Source organism: Vibrio bathopelagicus (assembly GCF_014879975.1).
Classification (GTDB): domain Bacteria; phylum Pseudomonadota; class Gammaproteobacteria; order Enterobacterales; family Vibrionaceae; genus Vibrio; species Vibrio bathopelagicus.
In genome coordinates, this window is sequence record NZ_CP062501.1 from 1,291,232 (window position 1) to 1,310,897 (window position 19,666).

The following is a 19,666-nucleotide window of genomic DNA, read 5'->3' on the forward strand; positions in this document are numbered from 1 at the left end:
TTAATTTATAATCTATTTTCAAGAAAATTGTGTATGCATCAAATTAAACGATAACCTCCACTTTAAACAGTTCACAAAGTAACTAGGCTCACAGGCTTTTAACTGTGAATACTTTAATCGATGGAATGCCAACCCATGTTTGACGTTTGAGAATGATTATTTTTGATCTTTAACTCAACAATTTGAACATAAGTGAATAGAGTGTGTACCTCACAAGAGCTAATCCTATATTGAAGCCTAGTTCTATTCACTATGAAAATGTCTGTTATGAGAGTAGGTGCGCATACCAAGAATCTAGAATCTATTCTCAATTCAATCTTTTTTGTTATTGTCGCACATGTGATCACGTCACACTCCATAATGAAACTATTTTCATTAACGGCAAGTATCATTAGATTCATAAATTATCGTCATCAGAACAAACCAGAGTAGATAGGTATGACAAAGAAAACAGCACTCATTCAAGCCCAAGATTCAAACAACATGCTCCAAAAGTCGGAAAAAGTTATTACGAAATACATGACTGCGACAGAACGCGAGACTTACATTATCAAACGAGCAATCGAATGTTTTGCTCAAAATGGGTTTAGCGTCACTACACGTGAATTAGCTAAAAATATAGGTGTTACCCAACCGCTGATATACCGATATTTTGGTAGTAAGGATGCATTGATTGAACGAGTTCATCATGAAGTGTTTGTTTCTCGCTGGAACCCTCAATGGGAAATTTCACTATCTGACCACAAACAGCCTATAGAAGAAAGGTTGGTCAACTACATAGAAGAATACACTTCGGCTATTTTACGAAATGATTGGGTCTGACTATTCATTTTACTGCATTGAGTAATCCAGAGTTCAACAAAAACTATACTCAACTTTTAAAAGAAAAATATTTTTCCTATCTTACGCGAAATTAGGGTAGCGCATGGGTTAGATCCAGCCCCTTCAGAAATTGATATTGAAATAATTTGGGGATTCCATTCAAGTTTCTTCTATATGGGTATACGACGCTGGATTCATCTTATGCAACTACCTGAAGATATTAATAATATTATAAGAGCACGAGTAAAGCATTTTCTTTATGGATACCATGCTTTATTAGACAATAATAACAAAGATTAATTATCCATTTCGATTATTATCAAAACATTCAGCAGTCTTGGCGTGTTTTTTTCTGTATTCATAGAATATAACAACGCTAAACACAAACGCTAGTATAACTGGAAATATGACTGCAGATTGAAAAGAAATTTGCGCAGCTTCAGCCAATACACTTTCAAGTTCAGCACCTTCAAGAGCATCAAAGCATCACTTCCTCCGGCAGTCGTCAATTTTGCTTTATCAAACACACTTCCCATCATTGGAAGAACAAAATAAATAGATAGAGAACCCGCAGACCCCATTAAGCCCAAAAAGAATTCACCGCCGCGGGAAAGCGCTCAGATGTAGTAGCAAGCATAGTAGGCCATAAAAACAAACACCAACTCCCCAAATTGTTGATGCTATTATTGCACTGTACGGATCCACAGATTTACTTAGTAAATAAAGTCCAATCGCAGATAATATACAAGACGCCAATAACAAACCGGTATTAGACATAAATTTTGATAAAAACCCTGCACTATGACGCATAAAAACATCAAACTTGATATATAAATTAGGATTACTATCCCAGGAATTCCGATAGTATGACTAAGAGTAATATCAACCCATTGACCTGGTGCAAGTTCTGTCGCAGCAGTAAGAAACATTGCAAAAACCAAATAACAAAAGACGGTTTCCGGATTATTTCGGTCAGCATATCTGTAAATTTCACTCCCGACTCTACGCGCTCTGTATTTGGAAATTTGACACCTATGATTAAAAATAAGAACAAAAATGTCGGTATGAGTATTATTCCAAACTGGACTTGCCACCCGAGTTCAATCGCATTAAGCCCAAGGCTTCCTACCCTCCGACAACGATACCAGCAGGCCACCAAGCATGTAATATATTAAGCCTACTAGTTTTATTTTTGGGATAAATAGCAGTGGTTAAAGGGTTAACTGCCGACTCAGTAAACCCCACCCCACACCAGTTAATCCCATGCCTATCCAAAGCGCCCAATATATATCATCACCTTCTACTAACCCTGGGCCCAATATAGTAATCAGAGTCCCGGCAACAAAACTCGCGCCGGCTAGTTGCAACATTCTCCCGATCCCAATAACATTTACCAGCGGACTTCCAAAAACAAAGTAAATGAAAAACCTAAGAACGCCACTCCGAGAATTTGTCCTATCATTGTTGCAGAGTTAGCAGCATCTATTGGATCAAGAAATAGCGCTTGAACGTCCCCAGCAATTGCACCACGCAGGCCAAAACTGAGCCCAGACGTAAAGATCGCTAAAACACTAATCAAAAATATTCTTAATTTTATTTTTTCAGTTATAGTTTCAGATTTTGACATTGTCATTTTTCTCCATTTAAATGAACCTTGGGCTTTGATGATCCCAAGGTTATATTAGTTTCTTATTCGTCTACTTCCGCATATATATAAATCAAGCAAGCACAATCTAGTGGCATAGCTGAGTTGCTATTAATCATTCTAGAATGGCGTCCGCGCTCTCCAAAAATATTATTAATTAGGTCCGAAGCTCCATCTAATACTTTCGGTTGCTCCTTCCAGCGAGATGTTGGATTAACGTTTAAAACGCCTTCAACTCTTATAATTTTTTAACTCGGTTCAAGTCACCAAGGTGTTTTTTCAATTGCGCAACAGCATTCAATGCAGATAATCGACATGCTTGATAACCTTCATCGTCAGTAAGCTCTCCCCTTTGCCTAATTGACCTTCATATTTCAGCTTGCCATCAACCCACGGAAGTTGACCGGATGTCATTACAATATTGCCAGTTTGTACTATAGGCTCGTAATTGGATACAGCTTCTGGTGCTGCAGGCAGCTCTATCCCTAGCATCAATAACTGTGCTTCCGGATTTGTTTTAACGGAATCAAGTAACATATATCACCTTTTTATCATTTGATAAACAATCAATTAACAAAATAGCCATGCTGAATTAATAAGTCAACAGATTTTCATATTGAAACTCGTAATTTATAAACTTAACTAAGTAATAATGGTCATTAAGACTTTGTTTTTGCTTTGAATGTAAGAATTCATTAACCAGTTCTCTGTGTCTCTGTGCAAATTTAACGTGAGGGGTAACGGAAGGATTACCACTTAATTGTTCACCAGTTATTATTGACTACGTTTGGCCTTGATGAGATGGCATCTGACTTCTTTACCCCAGACAAACTGACATAACAATTATCTGACAAGATGCGTATTAGTATGAAGCTCTGCCAACATGGCTCGGTGAAGAATATAATGTCAAACAGGTTAACGAGGAACACTCAACCCAATCGAAATGCTTCAAATTATCGATTTCAATAATATTTTTGATGAAAGTCGCGGATAAATGAAATGTAAATACATCAGTGCCTGGTGTGGAAATCAGATGAAGGAGCCATAAATACACTAACGTCATAATTGCCTGTGCGACCTGAAGTCGTATGAAGCGTTGTTCACCGCTTTATGAGTGGACCATCTGTATCACCAGATGAACCTATGGGCCTGAATAAAGCAGCGGCTCAGACAATGTAACGAAGAGCAATCTAAATTGCTCGGGATTCGAATCGTGAGAGGACGATCCTCCTGATAACCACACAAATCGGGTGAGTGCTAGGTAGTCAGTATGATGAACGTAAGTAAATCCATCTAAGGTGCGTTATATGACGAAGCAGCGGAAGTGGTTATTGCGCTGTAGCCAAAAAGGCAATGGGGGTTGGAAAGGGATTGGGCAATGCTCTTTCGTGATCGACACGCTCCCCGCACTAGAGTGGGCATCTAACCTGACATTTACGTAACATACGGAACAGGGTAAGCCTGTATCACTCCCTATGGGAAAGCCTTTGTGGCCGATAGTGATGCAGGTAAAGGAGGTCGGAAAAAGCGAAAGCTGTATTGTAACGATGCAGATACAGACTTATGTCTGGTCACGAAAGTGAGCCTACTTCCGACTGGTCTCCCATTGCGAGAGAATTTTAAGAACTTTATTCAAGGGGAAACGCAAATGATGATTTCAAAAGAGATTAGTGCCTCTCCTGACAGTCTTCAATGGCAGTCAATCGACTGGATATCCGTTGAAGCGCTTGTATTAAAGCTTCAAATGCGTATCGCAAAAGCAACTAGAGAGAAGAAACACGGTAAGGTGAAGTCCTTACAGTGGCTCTTAACTCATTCTCGCTCAGCCAAGCTTCTTGCGGTTAAGCGAGTATCTCAAAATAAAGGCTGCAAAACGCCTGGAATAGATGGTGTCATCTGGAACACAGATGCACGCCGTATGAAAGCTGTTAATCAATTGAGCAGAAAGGCATACAGTGCCAAACCGCTCAAGCGTATTTATATCCCCAAAAAGAATGGCAAACTTAGACCGCTAGGTATCCCATGTATGATAGACCGAGCGCAACAAGCGCTCCACCTTCTTGCACTGGAGCCAGTGTCAGAAACCCTTGCCGATCCAAACAGCTATGGATTTAGGCCAAACCGCAGCACGGCTGACGCTGTCGATCAGTGCTTTAAATGTTTGGCACTAAAGAAATCAGCTCAATGGGTACTCGAAGGGGACATCAAAGCCTGTTTCGACAAGATCGGCCACCAATGGCTTCTTGATAACATCGCAGTAGATAAGCGCATGTTGGAACAATGGTTAAAGTCTGGCTTTATGGACAAAGGTCTGTTCTACCGTACCGATGAGGGCACACCACAAGGTGGTATTATATCTCCTACCTTGATGTTAATGACGGCTCTATGGTCATCTTAGGTAAGAAAGACTAATAACGAGCAGACCCATGACAAACAAAAAGATATGCGTTATCGACTCTCCAGAATTCAAAGTAGAAGCTAAAATAAGCGTGCCGCTGCCACGAGACAGCTATCTGTCCATGAATCCGAAATTTATGGATGGCTTAAAGTCACCACCTACTTTGTGAGGAATCTGAAATAGATTGTTACGAATTTGTGCTCAAACTTAGGCGGGACGACCGTGCTCTCATTTGACTAAAGGTCTAAGGTTTATCGCGAGTAGATTCTGTTAGTGAATAAGAAATTGCCACAAGAAGTACCGTGTGCAAGTCCGTTAAGCGTTAGACAGCAAAGTTAAACAGGTATGCGAGCACAGCAAAAGTAGGGATGATGCCGACATCTTCAGGTGAGAAGGAAGAAAATACTGATAGCTACAATGGGCAGAGCATCAATCGTAAGAACTTTAGTAGCGAAACTAACACGTAAGTTTAAATGTACAACGGACAGCAAGCATAGATCGCCAATTGCTCCGAACCTATTAACGTAAGGTTTAATTGATACTCTCCAGATAAGTTATGGACGCGAGATCTCATATATTAGCCGTACCTAAATGTGTTCATTGACTAGTACTCACGGTAAGTAAATGACTATTCAATAGATACACAACTGACCGCTAGGTTGGTTTACGATATTATTTCAATGCCCCCTATTCCGTCATGGCTTTCCAGACGAAGTCACTGCTGATAGCGCCATGGTAACCAGCATTGCTCTAACAACGATTGAGAGATTTTAACTATTAATGATCTAAGGAAAAATATATATAGAATTAGAATTCGTTGGGATAATACTTTTTTAGAGCGTTTCTTCCACTCCATGAAGGTGGAAGCTATCTATGCCTAGTTAACTTTGTAAAACAAAGTGGCACTTAATGAAATGTTCTGTCTGGCTGGAACATACCACATCTTAAATTACCTCAAAATGCTCAATCAAAAACTCTAAAAACAAACGAAGTCGCTTAGGCTGATACTTACGGCTAAGGTAAATCACATTCAAATCTGCACCTGCTGAAGAGGTCGATGCGCTAAAGTTTTTCATATAACCATTGAGGAGCGTCACCAAACGCTGTTGTTTAATGTCTTCTTGCACATCCAGAATTGATTTCAACGCTATACCTGCTCCATCTAACGCCCATTGACGAATCACTTCGCCATCATCAGAAAATCGCTTTGGCACGACAGTGATGACATTGTGCTGTATTTCATCTTGGAAGTGCCATGTTTTTAGCTCTTCATTACTACGAACCATGGCTAAGCAATCGTGCTGAGCCAAATCTTGGGGTGAGATGGGTGTGCCTTTCTTCATCAAGTATTGAGGAGAAGCACAAAGTACTCGACGACTGGACGCCAGTTTACGAGAGATAAGATTACTATCTGCCAATTCCCCGTATCGGATAACAATATCCAAACCGGTCTCTGCCAAGTTGGATAAGTTGTCATTCAAATACAGATAAGGGATTACATCGGGATAGAGCTGACTAAACTCCGAAAGTATTGGCGAAATGTATTGCTTACCGATATCGCGAGGAGCGGAGATTTTTAGTGCTCCTCGCACTTCTTTGGTTCTCGTTTGGAGTAAGTTTTCCGTCTCTTGGACACAGTCGATGATTTCCAGACATGCCTGATGGTACATAGCACCGGAGTCCGTCAATGAAATATGTCTTGTACTTCTATGAAGCAATTTTACCCCATAACGATCTTCCAGCAACTGTAACCTACCAGTCACCGTTGCTGGCGATAAGCCTAATTCTCTGCCAGCCGCTGCTAGCCCTTGGTTCTTCACAATGCTGACAAACAGCGTCATATCTGAAAACTTGTCCATACTATCTCCCCAAGCTTAGTTATACGAATAAGCTAAATAGTCAATTCAGATATTACCTAATTATCAAATTTCTTCCAATCAATATACTTACTTCATTAACACAAAAACGAGAGAATAAATCATGAAAAAAGAACAAGTAATTTATGTCGTACTTGGCGGTACATCTGGTATTGGTGCAGAACTTAGTAAACAACTTGCAAGCGAAAACGCGGTTGTCCACGTAGCAAGCCGTAAGACAGGCTTAGACATCACTGAGGAGCAATTGGTTTACCAATACTTTGAAACCATTGGTGCTTTTGACCATCTGATCGTCACTGCAGGTTCTTATGCTCCAGCAGGCAAAGTGGTAGACGTGGATATTCCCCAAGCAAAACATGCTTTCGATACCAAATTTTGGGGCGCCATCAACGCGGCGAAACATGGAGCACGCTACATCAAGAAAGGCGGCTCAATCACACTCACTTCCGGTATGTTATCGCGCAAAGTTGTCGCTAACACCTACGTAAAAACCGCCATCAACGCTGCCATTGAAGCAACTACGAAAGTACTAGCGAAAGAATTGGCTCCGATTCGAGTGAATGTGGTGAGCCCGGGTTTAACCAAAACCGAGGCATATCAAGGCCTGAGTGAAGACGACAGAAATACTATGTACAAACGCACGCAAAATAGCTTGCCAGTGGGCAAAGTTGGCGAAGCCAGTGATGTAGCGAAAGCTTATCGACTTCTGATTGAAAACAGTTACATGACTGGCGCTGTGATTGATGTCGATGGTGGTGCACTGCTTGGTTAACAACAAATAAAAACAAGCTGCCAGAGCAATAAAACAGCATGGCTCCAGCTGCAACAACTAATGTCCCCCATACCGGCAGCCCTGATTCAACACATCCAGAACAAAGCGGGGCTACCCAACACTAATCACTAGGAAAACACTATGAAACTCTACATTTACGAACATTGCCCATTTAGTGCTCGCGTCCGCTATGTTGCTGGCATGCTGAATATCCAAATCGATGTCATCAATATTGCTTATGACGACGACAAAACCATGACAGACCTGATTGGAACCAAACAAGTACCACTTCTTATCAAAGACAACGGTGAAGTGCTTGCAGAAAGCCTAGATATCATCGCTTACTTCCTTGAGTTGACAAACTCTAGTGAAACAAACCAACCGTCGCAATCAGTGTTAGATTGGCAAAAAATCGCGTTCCTTCCATTGCAAAAAGTGGGTTACCCACGTTGGTCAAATATGGATTTGCCAGAGTTTACTACTCCGTCTGCGCAGCAAGCTTGGCGCGCGAAAAAGGAAACTGACACACTCAATTTTGATGCACTCCTGCAAGACACACCAAACATTTGCAAAGAGGTAGAATCGCTCATCGAACGTGCGAAAGGCGTGTTGAATTTCGATTCCTACCAGCATGTAACTTTGGTCAACGAAGCAATCTTGTTTTCGATTTTGCGAGGGTTCTTCAGTGCAGCGGAAATCCAATGGGACAACACCGTCAAAGATTGGATGGAATCTGTAAGCAACAAAACCCAAGTACCACTACTTAAGTAAGGAATCGATCATGAGCAAACTGTTTGAACCAACACAGCTAAAACAACTGTCGCTACAAAACCGTGTAGTGATGGCACCAATGACCCGTGCGCGCACCAGCCAACCGGGTAATGTTCCAAACCAACTGATGGCGACTTACTACAAACAGCGTGCAACCGCGGGCTTAATCATCTCTGAAGCCACCCAGATTTCAGACGATTCGCAGGGTTACTCGTTCACACCAGGCGTCTACACCGATAAACAAGTGACAGGCTGGAAAGCCGTCACTCAAGCAGCAAAAGAGCAAGGCACAGCCATGTTTTGTCAGTTATGGCATGTTGGTCGTGTATCACACCCGACATTCCAAAAAGGCGAACAACCTATTGCCCCATCAGCACTAAAACCAGTAGAAACCCAAGTATGGATTGCCGACGAACAAGGCAACGGCAACATGGTCGATTGTGTAGAGCCACGAGCTATGACTCAAGCCGATATTGACCGTGTTGTGAGTGATTTTGCCCATGCCGCTAAACGTGCGATTGAAGCTGGCTTCGATGGCGTCGAAATTCACGGCGGTAATGGTTATCTGATTGACCAGTTCCTACGTACCAATTCAAACCACAGAACCGATAACTACGGCGGTACTCGCGAAAACCGACTTCGCTTTTTATTAGAAGTCGTCGATGCGGTGAGTAAAGCCATTGGTGCCAACAAAGTGGGAGTACGACTCGCACCTTTCATCACTTTCAAGGACATGAACTGTCCAGACATTGTGCCAACCATCATCGAAGCATCAAAACAACTTCAAGCTCGTGACATCGCGTACTTGCACCTGTCTGAAGCGGATTGGGACGATGCACCAGTGATTCCAGAAAGTTTCCGTATCGAACTGCGCGAATGCTTCACCAACACGATTATCGTCGCTGGCTGTTACACCCAAGACCGCGCTGATGAGGTACTTGAGAAAGGTTATGCGGATTTAGTAGCGTTTGGACGCCCATTCGTTTCTAACCCAGATTTAGTAGCGCGCTTAAAGCATCAACAACCTCTGGCTGAACTGGATGGCTCAACACTATTTGGTGGCAATCAACGTGGGTATACCGATTATTCCGTACATAATTGACACTCTAGCAAACAATTAAGCTAGTAATGGAGTGCAGTATTTCCATCATGCCTCCTTGCTCAATCTTAAATCAGTATCAACAAATAGTTGTCAGGCTTGCAAGCTCTAATTTTTTGAAAGATCGATTGCATTGGAAACAGTGCAATCAATCTGCCATTAATCAATGCAGTTGTTATTAAAAATAAACATTTGGATTGGTAAACTCGTAGCTCGGGTCATTGAAGCGGATGGTAAACCGATAACCAACGACTACAGCATCTGGCGATGCGACCAATTGCTCATAATGGCGTTTTAATGCTGTAAGCGAGTCTTGAATTAACGGCCCCCACTCCTGGTTCACCTGCACTTTTTCAAACTCATTGTGATGGTGCAACGCCGTTTCCCCTAGGATGAAATCCACTCGTTCTTGATTAATCATGAGCGCCTCCAGCTAAAACAGTATCAATCCATTGACAGACCGCACTTTCTTCCCATGCCACAGCTCGCTTTCCAATACTGACGCTTTTAGGAAACTCATCAGCCTCCATCATTCTATAAATCGCCGAGCGTGATAATGAAGTTACGTTGATAACTTCGTTCAATCGAATCAATCTTTTTGTGTTCATGGTATTCACCTCTTGTTTTCATTCATAAAAGAAGTGAGTCATGTATTTTTTCTCAGGATGGCTGAAACCATTCCAGGAGGTTCAGTTCTATTCGATTCAAAATAATCTCAAACACATATTACCTAGGTGAACGAGTGCATTGATTCGATAGGAGAATTGAAATGAATGACCAATCCACCAACTACCCAAAAACCAAATCGTTGCCGGAGCACCAAGTGCTAGAACAGGCGGCGCAGATAATAGCTAACCGACATTTAAGAGGAAATGTGTTTACAAGCCCTAACGCCACAAAAGAGTTTTTGACTTACAAACTGGGGCAGTACGAACGTGAAGTTTTCGCCGTGCTTTTACTGGACAACCAACATCGATTGATTGAATACAACGAGTTGTTCTATGGAACGATTGATGCGGCTACGGTTTATCCAAGAGAAGTCGTTAAGCTTGCGTTAGAGAGAAACGCCGCTGCTATGATTTTTGCTCATAACCATCCATCAGGAGAGGCTGAGCCCTCACAAGCAGATAGACGCATCACTTCACGGCTGAGTGATGCTTTAGCTTTAATCGATATTCGCGTGCTTGACCATTTTGTGATTGGAGAAACGCCCGTTTCATTTGCAGAAAGGGGGCTAATATGAGCTTACCAATTCTGCATAACGACATATTACCTTTGTCGAGTGAGCTGAAAGTACGACTTTGCGCCTCTCTTGAATTGTGTGTTATTCCCAAAGAAGCAAAGCGTGTTGCCCTAAACTTTAGAGATACTCAGTACTACCAAACCGGCAATGGACCTCACCCTATCGAGGTTCATCTCGCAAGAGAGACCAGTGAGAGCCCTTGGCACATCGCGGTCATGGCCAGCTTTGCCTACCCAGAGAAACAGAGCACACAAATGGAGGTTCAGCTCTACTTCAACTTTCGTCATGGCTGGTTTTATCAACCAGACATTGAGCGCTGCGACCTCGATCAACCACAAGTCATTGAGCTCTTTCAGTCTTGGGACAAAGCCTTTGTGAAGCTACTGAATAACAAAGGCTTCAACCAACTCACTCTCACCGTTCTTAAAACGCTTTTACCTTAACCATCCCTTCCTAAAAAATTACCGCTTCCAAACGGCGATAAGGAGCCCTTATACCTGTAAAAACAACCACAAAAACCCAGCTGACCTTTGCTAGTACTACCCTAAGAGTCTCAGATAAGTTTCTCGCGGCGCTCAACACAGCAGTCTCAAACAAGGATATATCTCAGGCGAGAACGGTCACTATCAACTTTAGGGACAGCAGTTACTGCGCTGATTCCGGCGGATTTCATCCTGTTGAAATTTGCTTTACCAAAGAACACGGTAATCATTGCCATCTTCTTTACATGACAGATTTCAGTTTCTCCGGAGGTCACTACCCCGAGCTTGCTCGCGACTTAGATTTTGATATCGGTAACAATGCGTTCTTTGCGCGTTACTCAGGTTGGTAATGCCTTGATAGTCGCGATGTCCGTGCGATGTATAAGCTCTGGGAAGGAAACTTCCTTGCTTATCTAGAAATGGGGAGCTTTGATGAGATAAAGGTTGAATGCTTCTAATCGGCAAAACTAAGGCTTGGGTTTTCCAAGCCTTAGTTTTTTAACGTGTTCGTTCACAAATTTTTTGGTTCATCCAGAGTTCAATCTCATACAAACGCCATACTACCGATTTGGCTCCTACTCGAATTGAACCTGGAAATTCATCTTGCTCCATAAGGGCGTAGATACTGGTTCGCCCTAACCCCACAAGATCCATCACCTCACGAACATTGAGCCACTCATCTTTGCTGTCTCCCATGAACCACCTCAATCAATATCGTAACCATAGAGAGCATTTTCATCCCGCCGCCCGAGTACATCACACATCCAACCTTTGACCTCACTTTCAAGCCACGCTGTTGCACGACAGCCTAAGGAAACACTTCGTGGGAATCGTTCTTCCTTGATATATCGATTGATAGAAGAGCGACTCAAACTCGTCATCTCCATCACTTGCTTCATTCGAATAAAACGCATATTGCTTCCTTATTAAATTTAACAAGCTTTAGGTGTCAAGCCATTAAGGTAAATGTACCAGCAGTGTCCAAGAGATTTTTTACACACCCATCTCATTTTCTGATACGAACCTTTCAGGAAACGAACCATGAGTCTTTTACCTTATTTTGAAAATACAACGCTGACACCAAGCCAAGAAGAGCTCGTTTTAGAACTCGATTTATTTTTAAACGATGATTGCCATTCGACATTTTTACTCAAAGGCTTTGCTGGGACAGGGAAAACCTTCATTACGCAAGGTTTAACGCGATACCTTACAGCGAATGAGCGAAAATTTACTTTAATGGCCCCAACAGGCAAAGCTGCCAAAGTCATTTCGAACAAAACCCAAATAGAAGCCATGACCGTTCATCGAGTGGTCTACAAATACTTCGATATCGATAAAGAGTTAAAGTCAGATTCAGACCCTATTGATATCGCAACGCTTAAGTCATGCCTTTCAGACAACCCAGATGCTCATAATGCGGTATATATAATTGACGAAGCTTCCATGCTGTCAGACCAATTCAGTCAATCTGAAATTGGGAAGTTTGGTTCGGGGTATCTTCTCCAGGATTTACTTGAATACATCAATTTAGACGACTGGCCACAACGTAAAATCATTTTCATCGGGGATAACGCTCAGTTACCTCCGGTGCGATGCGTCGGCTCCCCCGCCCTAAACTCAGACGGTCTAGAAAGTTTCTACAACTTAAACTGCACAGAAATCGAACTCACCGATATTGTCAGGCAGAAAGCCAATAGCGGCATTGTGAGAAATGCGATGGAGATACGCAAAGCACTGGAAAGAGACAAGCTCTACCCTGTTCAATTGTCGGCCAATGAAAAAGATGTCCATAAACTTAAAAAAGAAGCCTTCCTCGAACAGTATTTAGTCTCTTGTGACCATAAACTTGAAGGCTGTAAAGACAGTGTCATCATTACCAACAGCAACCGACAAGTCAGAGACTACAACCGTAAGATACGAGAGAGGATGTTTGAATCACACCGAGCGCTACACATTGGCGAGCAAGTTATGTGCGTAGAGAATCTCGATAGCGAGGACCACTTCATCTCCAATGGCGAAATAGGCTGGGTTATCCAGATTGATTCGGAGATTGAAAAGCACATCATCGACATTCCACCGCGCGAGTGTGATGACTTTCAACCCGGAGTTGTCACTTTGGAATTCATTGAAGTCACCGTTAGATTCCTGAAAGACAATAACGAGCCGTTTGACGTTAAAAAGAAAGTGCTAAAAAACTTGCTGGAAAGCCCTAACGGCACGCTCACAACGAAAGAGCGTAAAGCTTTGCTTCTCGATTTCAAACAGCGATACAAAGCAATCCCTGAGCCTAAGGAGCTTGAATTTTTAGAAGCAAAGGCCACAGATGAATATTACAACTGCCTCAAACTCAAATATGGTTATGCGATAACTTGCCACAAAGCACAAGGAAGTGAGTGGCCCCATGTTTTTGTCGATAACAATCGAGGCAATACCAGCAGCGAACAGGCCTTAAGGTGGATGTATACCGCAGTGACTCGCGCTAAACAAACCCTCTACATCAAGCAGTAAAGAATAAGCCCTAAGCATTGCTCGCTTAGGGCTATTTTTGTTTGCCTGTCCAATAATCGGAACTCAATACTCTTACTCATAACATAAGGATGAATTAAACATATTTGTTCGCCGTTGTCCTCTAGTGTGTAGGTTAGGTCTTTAAATCGCCAATTAAGTCAAGCCAAAAAAAAGACAAACATACATTACCAAGGTGAATAGGCTGAAATCATTTACTACCAACCAGCTCAGCATCTTGCACTTTGAAGCTTACCTTTCAATTACGCCAACTGTGACTGATAGCAAATAAAGCAAGCCATAAAATCCATCCGGCAAGTAATGCCCACCCAACCCGTAGCATCAGAAATTATTTTCTGAGAGCACGGCAAGTTAGTTCAATCACCCCACCTGAATAGCATTGCTTTGCCTTAACCTACAGCAGTTAGTTATGGCGACTAAACCCAACTTAAGAGACCACGTATCGCTTCTTTTTGAGCTATACAACCGCATACCACAAACTCACTCAATAACCGCACAGGACTCACAACAACAGCTTTCCTCTATCGGCGTCGAACGAGATATTCGAACTATCCAAAGAAATCTCGACATTCTTGTACAGCACTTCAACGTAGCCAAAGACACTCGCGACCGCCCTTATGGGTATCGCCGTGAAGCTTCAATACTAAATAGTTTCGGTGCTAGAGAAACCATCCTTCTTGCATCCGCAGAGCAGTGGCTAACTAACACTTTTCCTGTCGAGTATAGGGCAATCATTCACTCTCTCTTCAGTAACGTCCTACAGCATAAATCCCAAAAGCACTATACCGTTTCATTACAGGATCTGGTCTACGTAAACGAATCTTTGATTCCAAGCATCAGCTATACCCCAATCTTCAACTCAGTCTTTGAATTGATATGCAAGGCGATGGTTGACACTAATCAACCCGAGATTGAACTTCCTGATGGCAATGTTGTGCATACACATCTTGTACCCTTATAAATAGGCATTCTAATGCTTGTTTAGCAAACTGAGGTTTTACCATTAAGTTAAAGCTAACTAACTAAAAAGGCTCATCATTGACACACCATTTGGAGTAGAGGTTATGAATCAATGAGAGTGAGCGAGAATAATGTGGCACTGACGCTGCGTCAATTGGTAATCCTTTGTATTCAGTAGCACTGTAATGTGTTGGTTCCTTATCGTAGAACTCAGTTGAAAAAATCATGTTGTCTTTCCTCTTAAATTGAAATGGATGCTTTGTCTCAATAGAAGAGGTGGTGGAGTGTTTTTTGTCTGGAATGGATTTGTAATTAATTGATATTGACAAACATAAGAGTCTTTAGGACTCTTAATTGATTAGAATGAATTTGATAGAGAAAAGAAAAAAGAAAAAGATTTATAATGATGTCGCATGGTCATGCTCCTCTATGCATTATAAATCCTACCCAGTCTTCTCTGCTCTCTTAATCTAACAGACACAACCGAATCTCTTCAGTCATGCCTGTTAGGTAGAGCCCCTTGTCGAAACAGAAGCTCTCTATACAATAGGGATAAATGTGTATTTTTTATTTTCAAAAGATGATGCAGCCTTTGCATCAATATGGAAAGCAACTCTAATACTCGACGAGCTAGCAAGGTGCACATTCCATATTGAATAATGTGCAACCACTCTGTTGACGTTCTAACTGGGTTTCTGTGTTGAAACATGATGGTTTGGAGCGATACGGGCATAACGCCAGCAGCTTTCGCTACTGACTCGCATCATTGTTACGCTCGACTATCAATCTATTCATCCAGTTCGAGCTCCCCCCATCAGGATGCTCGTTCACCGAGTGACACGTTGTGTGCCCCCATTAACCATCACTTATTAGATGATCGATTTGCTCAGCTGAACCTTCTCTATTACTTCTTTTATGCAGATTAATCTCATGAAATAAAAGCGCTATGTAAAAAATGACTTACTTGAGGTCTAGCTTAAGCTTATCTTGAGTGGTGGTTCCTATTTTGTGTTCTACCCCTTTCCCCATGACGCACACCATACTTGGAAATGGCGCTGCATCCTGCTCCTCCCCATCCTGCAGGAACTTGAGTCGCCCCTTAATCAAACGCACCTCTCCATGGCTTAAATGGTCATGGAAGGCTTTTGTGTCCGTTCTGGCAGGAACCAACATGACAACGGTTGCCCCTTTATCCGCTTCCTCTTGTGCTTTCTTGGCAAAGTCTTTGAGCTTGGAATAAGGTGGATTGCAGTAAACCGTTTGATTGCTCCAGTCTTGAGTGAGCGCATCATCATCCATCGTGAAGTAATGGTCACACAGTGCTGTTTCAGGCTCAGCCGTTGCATCAAGCGTAAAGTGAAATTCTTCGTTGAGTTTCTCAAACACAGCTGGTGGTGTTTGCCATTTATCACGCTTGGGGTTCCCTGTTCGGGCGCTGGAGAAAAAGAGCTTATTGTTCATCACAACTCTCCTTAGTATTATTATGGCTGGTTTTCTTCTTGGCTTTTTTGGATTGACTGATAAACGAACCTAATGTGTTTTTCTCATCATGAGTCGTTGTGTTGACTCTGGCCTGTCTGCTCAATACATAGAAAAGTAAACCACGCTGGTAACGGTAATCATCGTGCTCTTTGTTCAACTCAACAAGTGGGTGATTCAAGAAGAGACAAAGCTTATTGATGTCATGCTTGTGGATTCCTGTTGTTTTTGCCCACGAGTTTTTGATGTCTTTTGTAAGCCGTTTTCTTAGCTTAAACTCCTTGGTAAACAGTGGGCAGTTAGATGCATCAAGGAAAAGAGTCATACGGTAACTTATACAGCCCGTTTGACTCACCTCCCTTTTCCAAATCACATTAATGTTGTCATCCTTTCGGTAATGGCACAGACGGTAGAACCATTGGTTGATTATCGTTTTTTCTTGTTCGTCCTGCTCCTCTGGTATTCGCAGCCGGAATCGAAAGACATAACAGCAGCCAAAGCGCATCAAAGCGTTTTGATATGCACGAGATAAAATCTCAAGTGCAGCCAGAGAAAGATTACCATGGTCAATATCGACTTGATAACCACGATAAAACCCATCATCTAATCGCTTCAAATCTGCTGCCTCATTGTTCATCATTTTATCTTCCATAGCGTTTCTTCCTTTTTGCTTTTTCCACTGCTTGTATTGCCAGCCTTTCGTCTCGTTCTTGTATCCAGTTTTGGATGCCTTGAGAGCGCCAGCCACTGGTATGAATCACTTCTTTTAGTCTCATCAAGCGATTGGGATGTTCGGTGTTCGAATGGTTTGAATTCATGATGATTGCCTTTGTTGGTTTCACTCAAACAAAGACGTTGTTGCGTATTTTTTATCTCAACTGGTCTCAGTCGGTCTCATTCAAATTCGATTGAAAAGTTTTTCACATCCATATCATCCCCTTGAGTATTCCGTTTATTGATACAAGGAGAAGATATGGAAACGCTATATACCTTCAGTTCGCCCGTCACAGAGCATCAGATATTAGAGAAAGCCGTCGAGATACTAGAGAGCCGCTTAGTGAGTGGGGATGCTTTTACTCGTCCGAATGACACGAAAGCCTTTCTACGCTGCAAGCTAGGAGAATATGAGAGAGAAGTCTTTGGGGTGATGTTGCTTAACAACCAGCATCAATTGATTGAATTCAATGAGTTGTTCTTTGGCACGATTGACAGTGCTTCAGTGTATCCACGAGAAGTGGTGAAGCTGGTGCTTGAGAGAAACGCCTCAGCGGTGATTTTTGCTCATAACCATCCATCCGGTGATGCAACCCCGTCACAAGCGGATAGGCGCATTACAGAGCGTTTAAAGGATGCTTTAGCACTCGTTGATGTGCGGGTGCTTGACCACATTGTGGTGGGCAGTGACTGTGTGTCTTTTGCTGAGAGAGGTTGGCTATGAATCGTGTTATCAAACGTAATTTCAAACTCGACCTATTCCACCAGCTTGTCGAGCTCTTAATTGAGCAATACGACATTCCCACCGAAACAAGACGCCTTGCGCTTAACCTTAAGGTCGCAAGCTTCTACAGCACCCGAAGCGGGATACAACCCATAGAAGTACAGCTTGAACGAGCTAACCCTAACGAACCTTGGGAAGTACGATTCATCGCTTCTTTTGATTACCCCACACCAGAAGCTGAGAGTGTTGATGTGGCTTTGTATTTCAACTTCAAGCATCAATGGTTCTACCAACCAGATATCCAACGATGTGAGCTCAACCGACCTGAAGTACAGTCGCTCTTCATTAGCTGGCTAAAGGTATTCACCAATCACCTAAAGGCATCACAGTTCGATACACAGACACTCACTATCGTCAGTCGATTCCAGTAGTTGCTTTTTCCTTACTTCAACCATCCCAACCACATTCAATTCAAACCAATCTCAGATACATATCATCCAACCGAATAGATAACTATTGAAAGGGAAAGACCATGAAACCACAAACACTGACCATCACAGCGCCATACTCACCCGTATCTCAAAAACTCAAAAGCTTGTTGAAAAACAAGATAGAGACTTTCTGGAAACAGAACCCAACCAAGAGGGGCTGTGAAAGCCTCACCATTAACTTTCGAGATGTCAGTTACAGTGCTGACGCTGGTGGCTATCACCCGGTAGAAATCATGTTGCTGAAAGAACAGGAGAGCCAGTATCAAATCCAATACCTTACTGACTTTGCTTACATGAGCAACGTTTACCCAGAGCTAGAGCGTAATGTGGATTTTGATATTGCTAACGGACAAACGTTCATTGCCTCTATGGGGTGGCAAAGCTGCGACGATAAATCCATTGTGGAGTTCTACTCTCTCTGGGAAAGTAACTTTCTTGCTTACTTACAAATGGGAGCCTATGACGAGATTAAAATATCGATAAGTTAAAGACGCCATCGGTCAGATAGTGACGCACCCATCGTTAGGATGATTGCCACTCTATCAAGTAACCACCAGCAGCGACCTAACCATGACAACAAGGGATAAAGCCAGTACCACAGAGCAATTATCATTGGTGTTTGAGTTATATCGACGTATACCACAAGGTCGAAAGGTGACGGCTAAGCAGCTTCAGGCTGAGTTAGTGGATGCAGGGATGTATCGAGGCATCAGAAGCGTACAGCGTAATCTCGATGTTATCGTCGATTATTTTGATGTCGATAAAGACACTCGAAGTAAACCTTTTGGTTACAGTCGCGGAATGTACAGTCAACCAACCTTAGGCGCGAGAGAGCTTGTCCTGCTACAGCTCGCCAAAGCAACCATTAGCCAGCAACTCCCACCATCCTTAGAGTACGCCATTGATTTTGCATTCAGCCTGTTAAGAGCCCAACCACGCACCTATGCTGGAATGAAACCACCACGAGGAGACGCAAACAAAGTACATGCAGCGATTGATGAACTAAATGCACCAAAAGCGCTAGGAGAGTTCTTTGAGCCCATTTCAGTGGCACTGGTTCATCAAAAACAAATCACGCTTACCCTTAAATCCGGTAAGCAGATAGAGCAAGTTTCACCTATCGGTCTCACAACCACCTCAAGTGAACTTTATCTCGTCTACCAAAACACCCTCAATGATTACGACGACCTTCCTTTAACCTGTATTGCTAAGCTTAAAGTACTGACCTTCTATTTTGATTACCCGTCAGACTTTCAATTACAACAGTATCAACTCAAATCAGAGCCTAAGTGCTCAATACGACAACTAGACAATGTCACTCAATTGATTGCATCGGACAGATAGTGACGCACTCAGTGATACCTTACCTCTGTTTCACAAATTCAATGGGATCCACAGGGTACTTACTCCCTTTCATGTTCCATTGTGCCATAGCGTAATCAGTGTAAAGCATGGGGCACTAATCTTACTTCAACTCCATTAGGTTAGTGTGCAAGGCAGAACTGTGCTTTTACGATTGGCTGCGCCATCAAGCGTCTCTAGCTAAGACGAACAGTGTTAAGGGGGACGGCCGCCTCCTTAGTATGGTCATGTCGAAACCACCTTATCTGAAACGCATATTATACAAGAAAAACGCCATATCTAGGCCATTTTCTCTTACCTC

Annotated in this window: 26 protein-coding genes and 1 pseudogene; 14 read left to right on the plus strand and 13 right to left on the minus strand. The window is 42.5% G+C overall.

Annotated features, from left to right (window positions below):
- Positions 1-438 precede the first annotated feature (438 nt).
- Positions 439-822: a TetR/AcrR family transcriptional regulator gene (locus tag IHV80_RS25240; RefSeq protein WP_226088537.1), complete on the plus strand. Its 384-nt coding sequence runs from the start codon at positions 439-441 to the stop codon at positions 820-822.
- A gap of 1,211 nt (positions 823-2,033) precedes the next feature.
- Here IHV80_RS25240 and IHV80_RS25245 read toward each other — a convergent pair.
- The 4 genes from IHV80_RS25245 to IHV80_RS25375 all read right to left on the minus strand — a co-directional run bounded on the left by IHV80_RS25245 (position 2,034) and on the right by IHV80_RS25375 (position 3,004).
- On the minus strand, positions 2,034-2,192 hold the full coding sequence (locus IHV80_RS25245) for a hypothetical protein (protein WP_226088538.1): 159 nt from the start codon (positions 2,190-2,192) through the stop codon (positions 2,034-2,036).
- A gap of 20 nt (positions 2,193-2,212) precedes the next feature.
- A complete protein-coding gene (locus tag IHV80_RS21935) occupies positions 2,213-2,449 on the minus strand; it encodes a hypothetical protein (RefSeq protein WP_192890960.1) in 237 nt (78 codons plus the stop codon).
- 62 nt (positions 2,450-2,511) lie between these two features.
- Positions 2,512-2,712, minus strand: coding sequence for an Atu1372/SO_1960 family protein (locus IHV80_RS25365; RefSeq protein WP_318842417.1), 201 nt, complete (start codon positions 2,710-2,712; stop codon positions 2,512-2,514).
- Between the two features lie 52 nt (positions 2,713-2,764).
- Entirely contained in the window at positions 2,765-3,004 is a 240-nt protein-coding gene (locus IHV80_RS25375) for a RidA family protein (protein WP_264158462.1), read from the minus strand.
- 1,111 nt (positions 3,005-4,115) lie between these two features.
- Here IHV80_RS25375 and IHV80_RS21945 point away from each other — a divergent pair.
- Positions 4,116-4,847 (plus strand): annotated as a pseudogene (locus IHV80_RS21945) (reverse transcriptase N-terminal domain-containing protein); the annotation flags it as partial.
- Between the two features lie 962 nt (positions 4,848-5,809).
- Here IHV80_RS21945 and IHV80_RS21950 read toward each other — a convergent pair.
- Positions 5,810-6,724, minus strand: a complete 915-nt coding sequence (locus IHV80_RS21950; RefSeq protein WP_192890962.1) for a LysR family transcriptional regulator — start codon at positions 6,722-6,724, stop codon at positions 5,810-5,812.
- Between the two features lie 121 nt (positions 6,725-6,845).
- On the opposite strand from IHV80_RS21950, the gene IHV80_RS21955 reads away from it, so the two are divergent.
- The 3 genes from IHV80_RS21955 to IHV80_RS21965 all read left to right on the plus strand — a co-directional run bounded on the left by IHV80_RS21955 (position 6,846) and on the right by IHV80_RS21965 (position 9,387).
- Positions 6,846-7,514 carry an SDR family oxidoreductase gene (locus IHV80_RS21955; protein ID WP_108214519.1) on the plus strand — a complete coding sequence of 223 codons (669 nt, stop codon included), beginning with the start codon at positions 6,846-6,848 and terminating at the stop codon, positions 7,512-7,514.
- A gap of 141 nt (positions 7,515-7,655) precedes the next feature.
- Positions 7,656-8,285: a GrxB family glutaredoxin gene (locus IHV80_RS21960; RefSeq protein ID WP_192890963.1), complete on the plus strand. Its 630-nt coding sequence runs from the start codon at positions 7,656-7,658 to the stop codon at positions 8,283-8,285.
- 10 nt (positions 8,286-8,295) lie between these two features.
- The gene (locus tag IHV80_RS21965) at positions 8,296-9,387 is read left to right on the plus strand and encodes an alkene reductase (RefSeq protein WP_108214521.1); all 1,092 of its coding nucleotides are present in this window, start codon (positions 8,296-8,298) and stop codon (positions 9,385-9,387) included.
- Positions 9,388-9,562: 175 nt separating this feature from the next.
- Here IHV80_RS21965 and IHV80_RS21970 read toward each other — a convergent pair whose 3' ends face one another.
- Positions 9,563-9,805 carry a hypothetical protein gene (locus IHV80_RS21970; RefSeq protein ID WP_192890964.1) on the minus strand — a complete coding sequence of 81 codons (243 nt, stop codon included), beginning with the start codon at positions 9,803-9,805 and terminating at the stop codon, positions 9,563-9,565.
- Positions 9,798-9,992 (minus strand): helix-turn-helix transcriptional regulator, encoded by a 195-nt coding sequence (locus IHV80_RS21975; RefSeq protein WP_108193384.1) that lies wholly within the window; start codon positions 9,990-9,992, stop codon positions 9,798-9,800. The genes IHV80_RS21970 and IHV80_RS21975 overlap by 8 nt, the downstream gene beginning before the upstream one ends.
- Positions 9,993-10,153: 161 nt before the next feature.
- On the opposite strand from IHV80_RS21975, the gene radC (IHV80_RS21980) reads away from it, so the two are divergent.
- The 3 genes from radC (IHV80_RS21980) to IHV80_RS25490 all read left to right on the plus strand — a co-directional run bounded on the left by radC (IHV80_RS21980) (position 10,154) and on the right by IHV80_RS25490 (position 11,459).
- Positions 10,154-10,627, plus strand: a complete 474-nt coding sequence (gene radC, locus IHV80_RS21980) for a RadC family protein (protein WP_192890965.1) — start codon at positions 10,154-10,156, stop codon at positions 10,625-10,627.
- The gene (locus IHV80_RS21985) at positions 10,624-11,070 is read left to right on the plus strand and encodes a DUF2787 family protein (protein WP_192890966.1); all 447 of its coding nucleotides are present in this window, start codon (positions 10,624-10,626) and stop codon (positions 11,068-11,070) included. Before radC (IHV80_RS21980) ends, IHV80_RS21985 begins: the two co-directional genes overlap by 4 nt.
- A 158-nt stretch (positions 11,071-11,228) precedes the next feature.
- Positions 11,229-11,459 (plus strand): DUF2787 family protein, encoded by a 231-nt coding sequence (locus IHV80_RS25490; protein ID WP_404818362.1) that lies wholly within the window; start codon positions 11,229-11,231, stop codon positions 11,457-11,459.
- A gap of 148 nt (positions 11,460-11,607) precedes the next feature.
- On the opposite strand, the gene IHV80_RS22000 is transcribed toward IHV80_RS25490, so the two are convergent.
- Both IHV80_RS22000 and IHV80_RS22005 read right to left on the minus strand, forming a co-directional pair.
- Entirely contained in the window at positions 11,608-11,805 is a 198-nt protein-coding gene (locus IHV80_RS22000) for a helix-turn-helix transcriptional regulator (protein WP_192890967.1), read from the minus strand.
- A gap of 8 nt (positions 11,806-11,813) precedes the next feature.
- Positions 11,814-12,023, minus strand: a complete 210-nt coding sequence (locus IHV80_RS22005; protein ID WP_192890968.1) for an AlpA family transcriptional regulator — start codon at positions 12,021-12,023, stop codon at positions 11,814-11,816.
- A gap of 127 nt (positions 12,024-12,150) precedes the next feature.
- Between IHV80_RS22005 and IHV80_RS22010 the strand changes: the two genes are divergently transcribed.
- Both IHV80_RS22010 and IHV80_RS22015 read left to right on the plus strand, forming a co-directional pair.
- Positions 12,151-13,617 carry an ATP-dependent DNA helicase gene (locus tag IHV80_RS22010; RefSeq protein ID WP_192890969.1) on the plus strand — a complete coding sequence of 489 codons (1,467 nt, stop codon included), beginning with the start codon at positions 12,151-12,153 and terminating at the stop codon, positions 13,615-13,617.
- Positions 13,618-14,044: 427 nt separating this feature from the next.
- Positions 14,045-14,596, plus strand: coding sequence for a hypothetical protein (locus tag IHV80_RS22015; RefSeq protein WP_192890970.1), 552 nt, complete (start codon positions 14,045-14,047; stop codon positions 14,594-14,596).
- Between the two features lie 61 nt (positions 14,597-14,657).
- On the opposite strand, the gene IHV80_RS22020 is transcribed toward IHV80_RS22015, so the two are convergent.
- The 4 genes from IHV80_RS22020 to IHV80_RS22035 all read right to left on the minus strand — a co-directional run bounded on the left by IHV80_RS22020 (position 14,658) and on the right by IHV80_RS22035 (position 16,892).
- Positions 14,658-14,822: a hypothetical protein gene (locus tag IHV80_RS22020; RefSeq protein WP_192890971.1), complete on the minus strand. Its 165-nt coding sequence runs from the start codon at positions 14,820-14,822 to the stop codon at positions 14,658-14,660.
- A 733-nt stretch (positions 14,823-15,555) separates the two neighbouring features.
- Positions 15,556-16,056, minus strand: coding sequence for a phage N-6-adenine-methyltransferase (locus tag IHV80_RS22025; protein WP_192890972.1), 501 nt, complete (start codon positions 16,054-16,056; stop codon positions 15,556-15,558).
- The gene (locus tag IHV80_RS22030) at positions 16,046-16,726 is read right to left on the minus strand and encodes a YagK/YfjJ domain-containing protein (RefSeq protein WP_226088539.1); all 681 of its coding nucleotides are present in this window, start codon (positions 16,724-16,726) and stop codon (positions 16,046-16,048) included. The genes IHV80_RS22025 and IHV80_RS22030 overlap by 11 nt, the downstream gene beginning before the upstream one ends.
- The gene (locus IHV80_RS22035) at positions 16,716-16,892 is read right to left on the minus strand and encodes a hypothetical protein (protein ID WP_192890973.1); all 177 of its coding nucleotides are present in this window, start codon (positions 16,890-16,892) and stop codon (positions 16,716-16,718) included. Before IHV80_RS22035 ends, IHV80_RS22030 begins: the two co-directional genes overlap by 11 nt.
- A gap of 155 nt (positions 16,893-17,047) precedes the next feature.
- On the opposite strand from IHV80_RS22035, the gene radC (IHV80_RS22040) reads away from it, so the two are divergent.
- The 4 genes from radC (IHV80_RS22040) to IHV80_RS22055 all read left to right on the plus strand — a co-directional run bounded on the left by radC (IHV80_RS22040) (position 17,048) and on the right by IHV80_RS22055 (position 19,347).
- Positions 17,048-17,512 (plus strand): RadC family protein, encoded by a 465-nt coding sequence (radC, locus tag IHV80_RS22040; RefSeq protein WP_192890974.1) that lies wholly within the window; start codon positions 17,048-17,050, stop codon positions 17,510-17,512.
- Entirely contained in the window at positions 17,509-17,943 is a 435-nt protein-coding gene (locus tag IHV80_RS22045; protein WP_192890975.1) for a DUF2787 family protein, read from the plus strand. Before radC (IHV80_RS22040) ends, IHV80_RS22045 begins: the two co-directional genes overlap by 4 nt.
- A gap of 101 nt (positions 17,944-18,044) precedes the next feature.
- Positions 18,045-18,491, plus strand: a complete 447-nt coding sequence (locus IHV80_RS22050) for a DUF2787 domain-containing protein (protein WP_192888791.1) — start codon at positions 18,045-18,047, stop codon at positions 18,489-18,491.
- A gap of 82 nt (positions 18,492-18,573) precedes the next feature.
- The gene (locus IHV80_RS22055) at positions 18,574-19,347 is read left to right on the plus strand and encodes a hypothetical protein (protein ID WP_226088540.1); all 774 of its coding nucleotides are present in this window, start codon (positions 18,574-18,576) and stop codon (positions 19,345-19,347) included.
- The last annotated feature ends 319 nt before the right edge of the window (positions 19,348-19,666 follow it).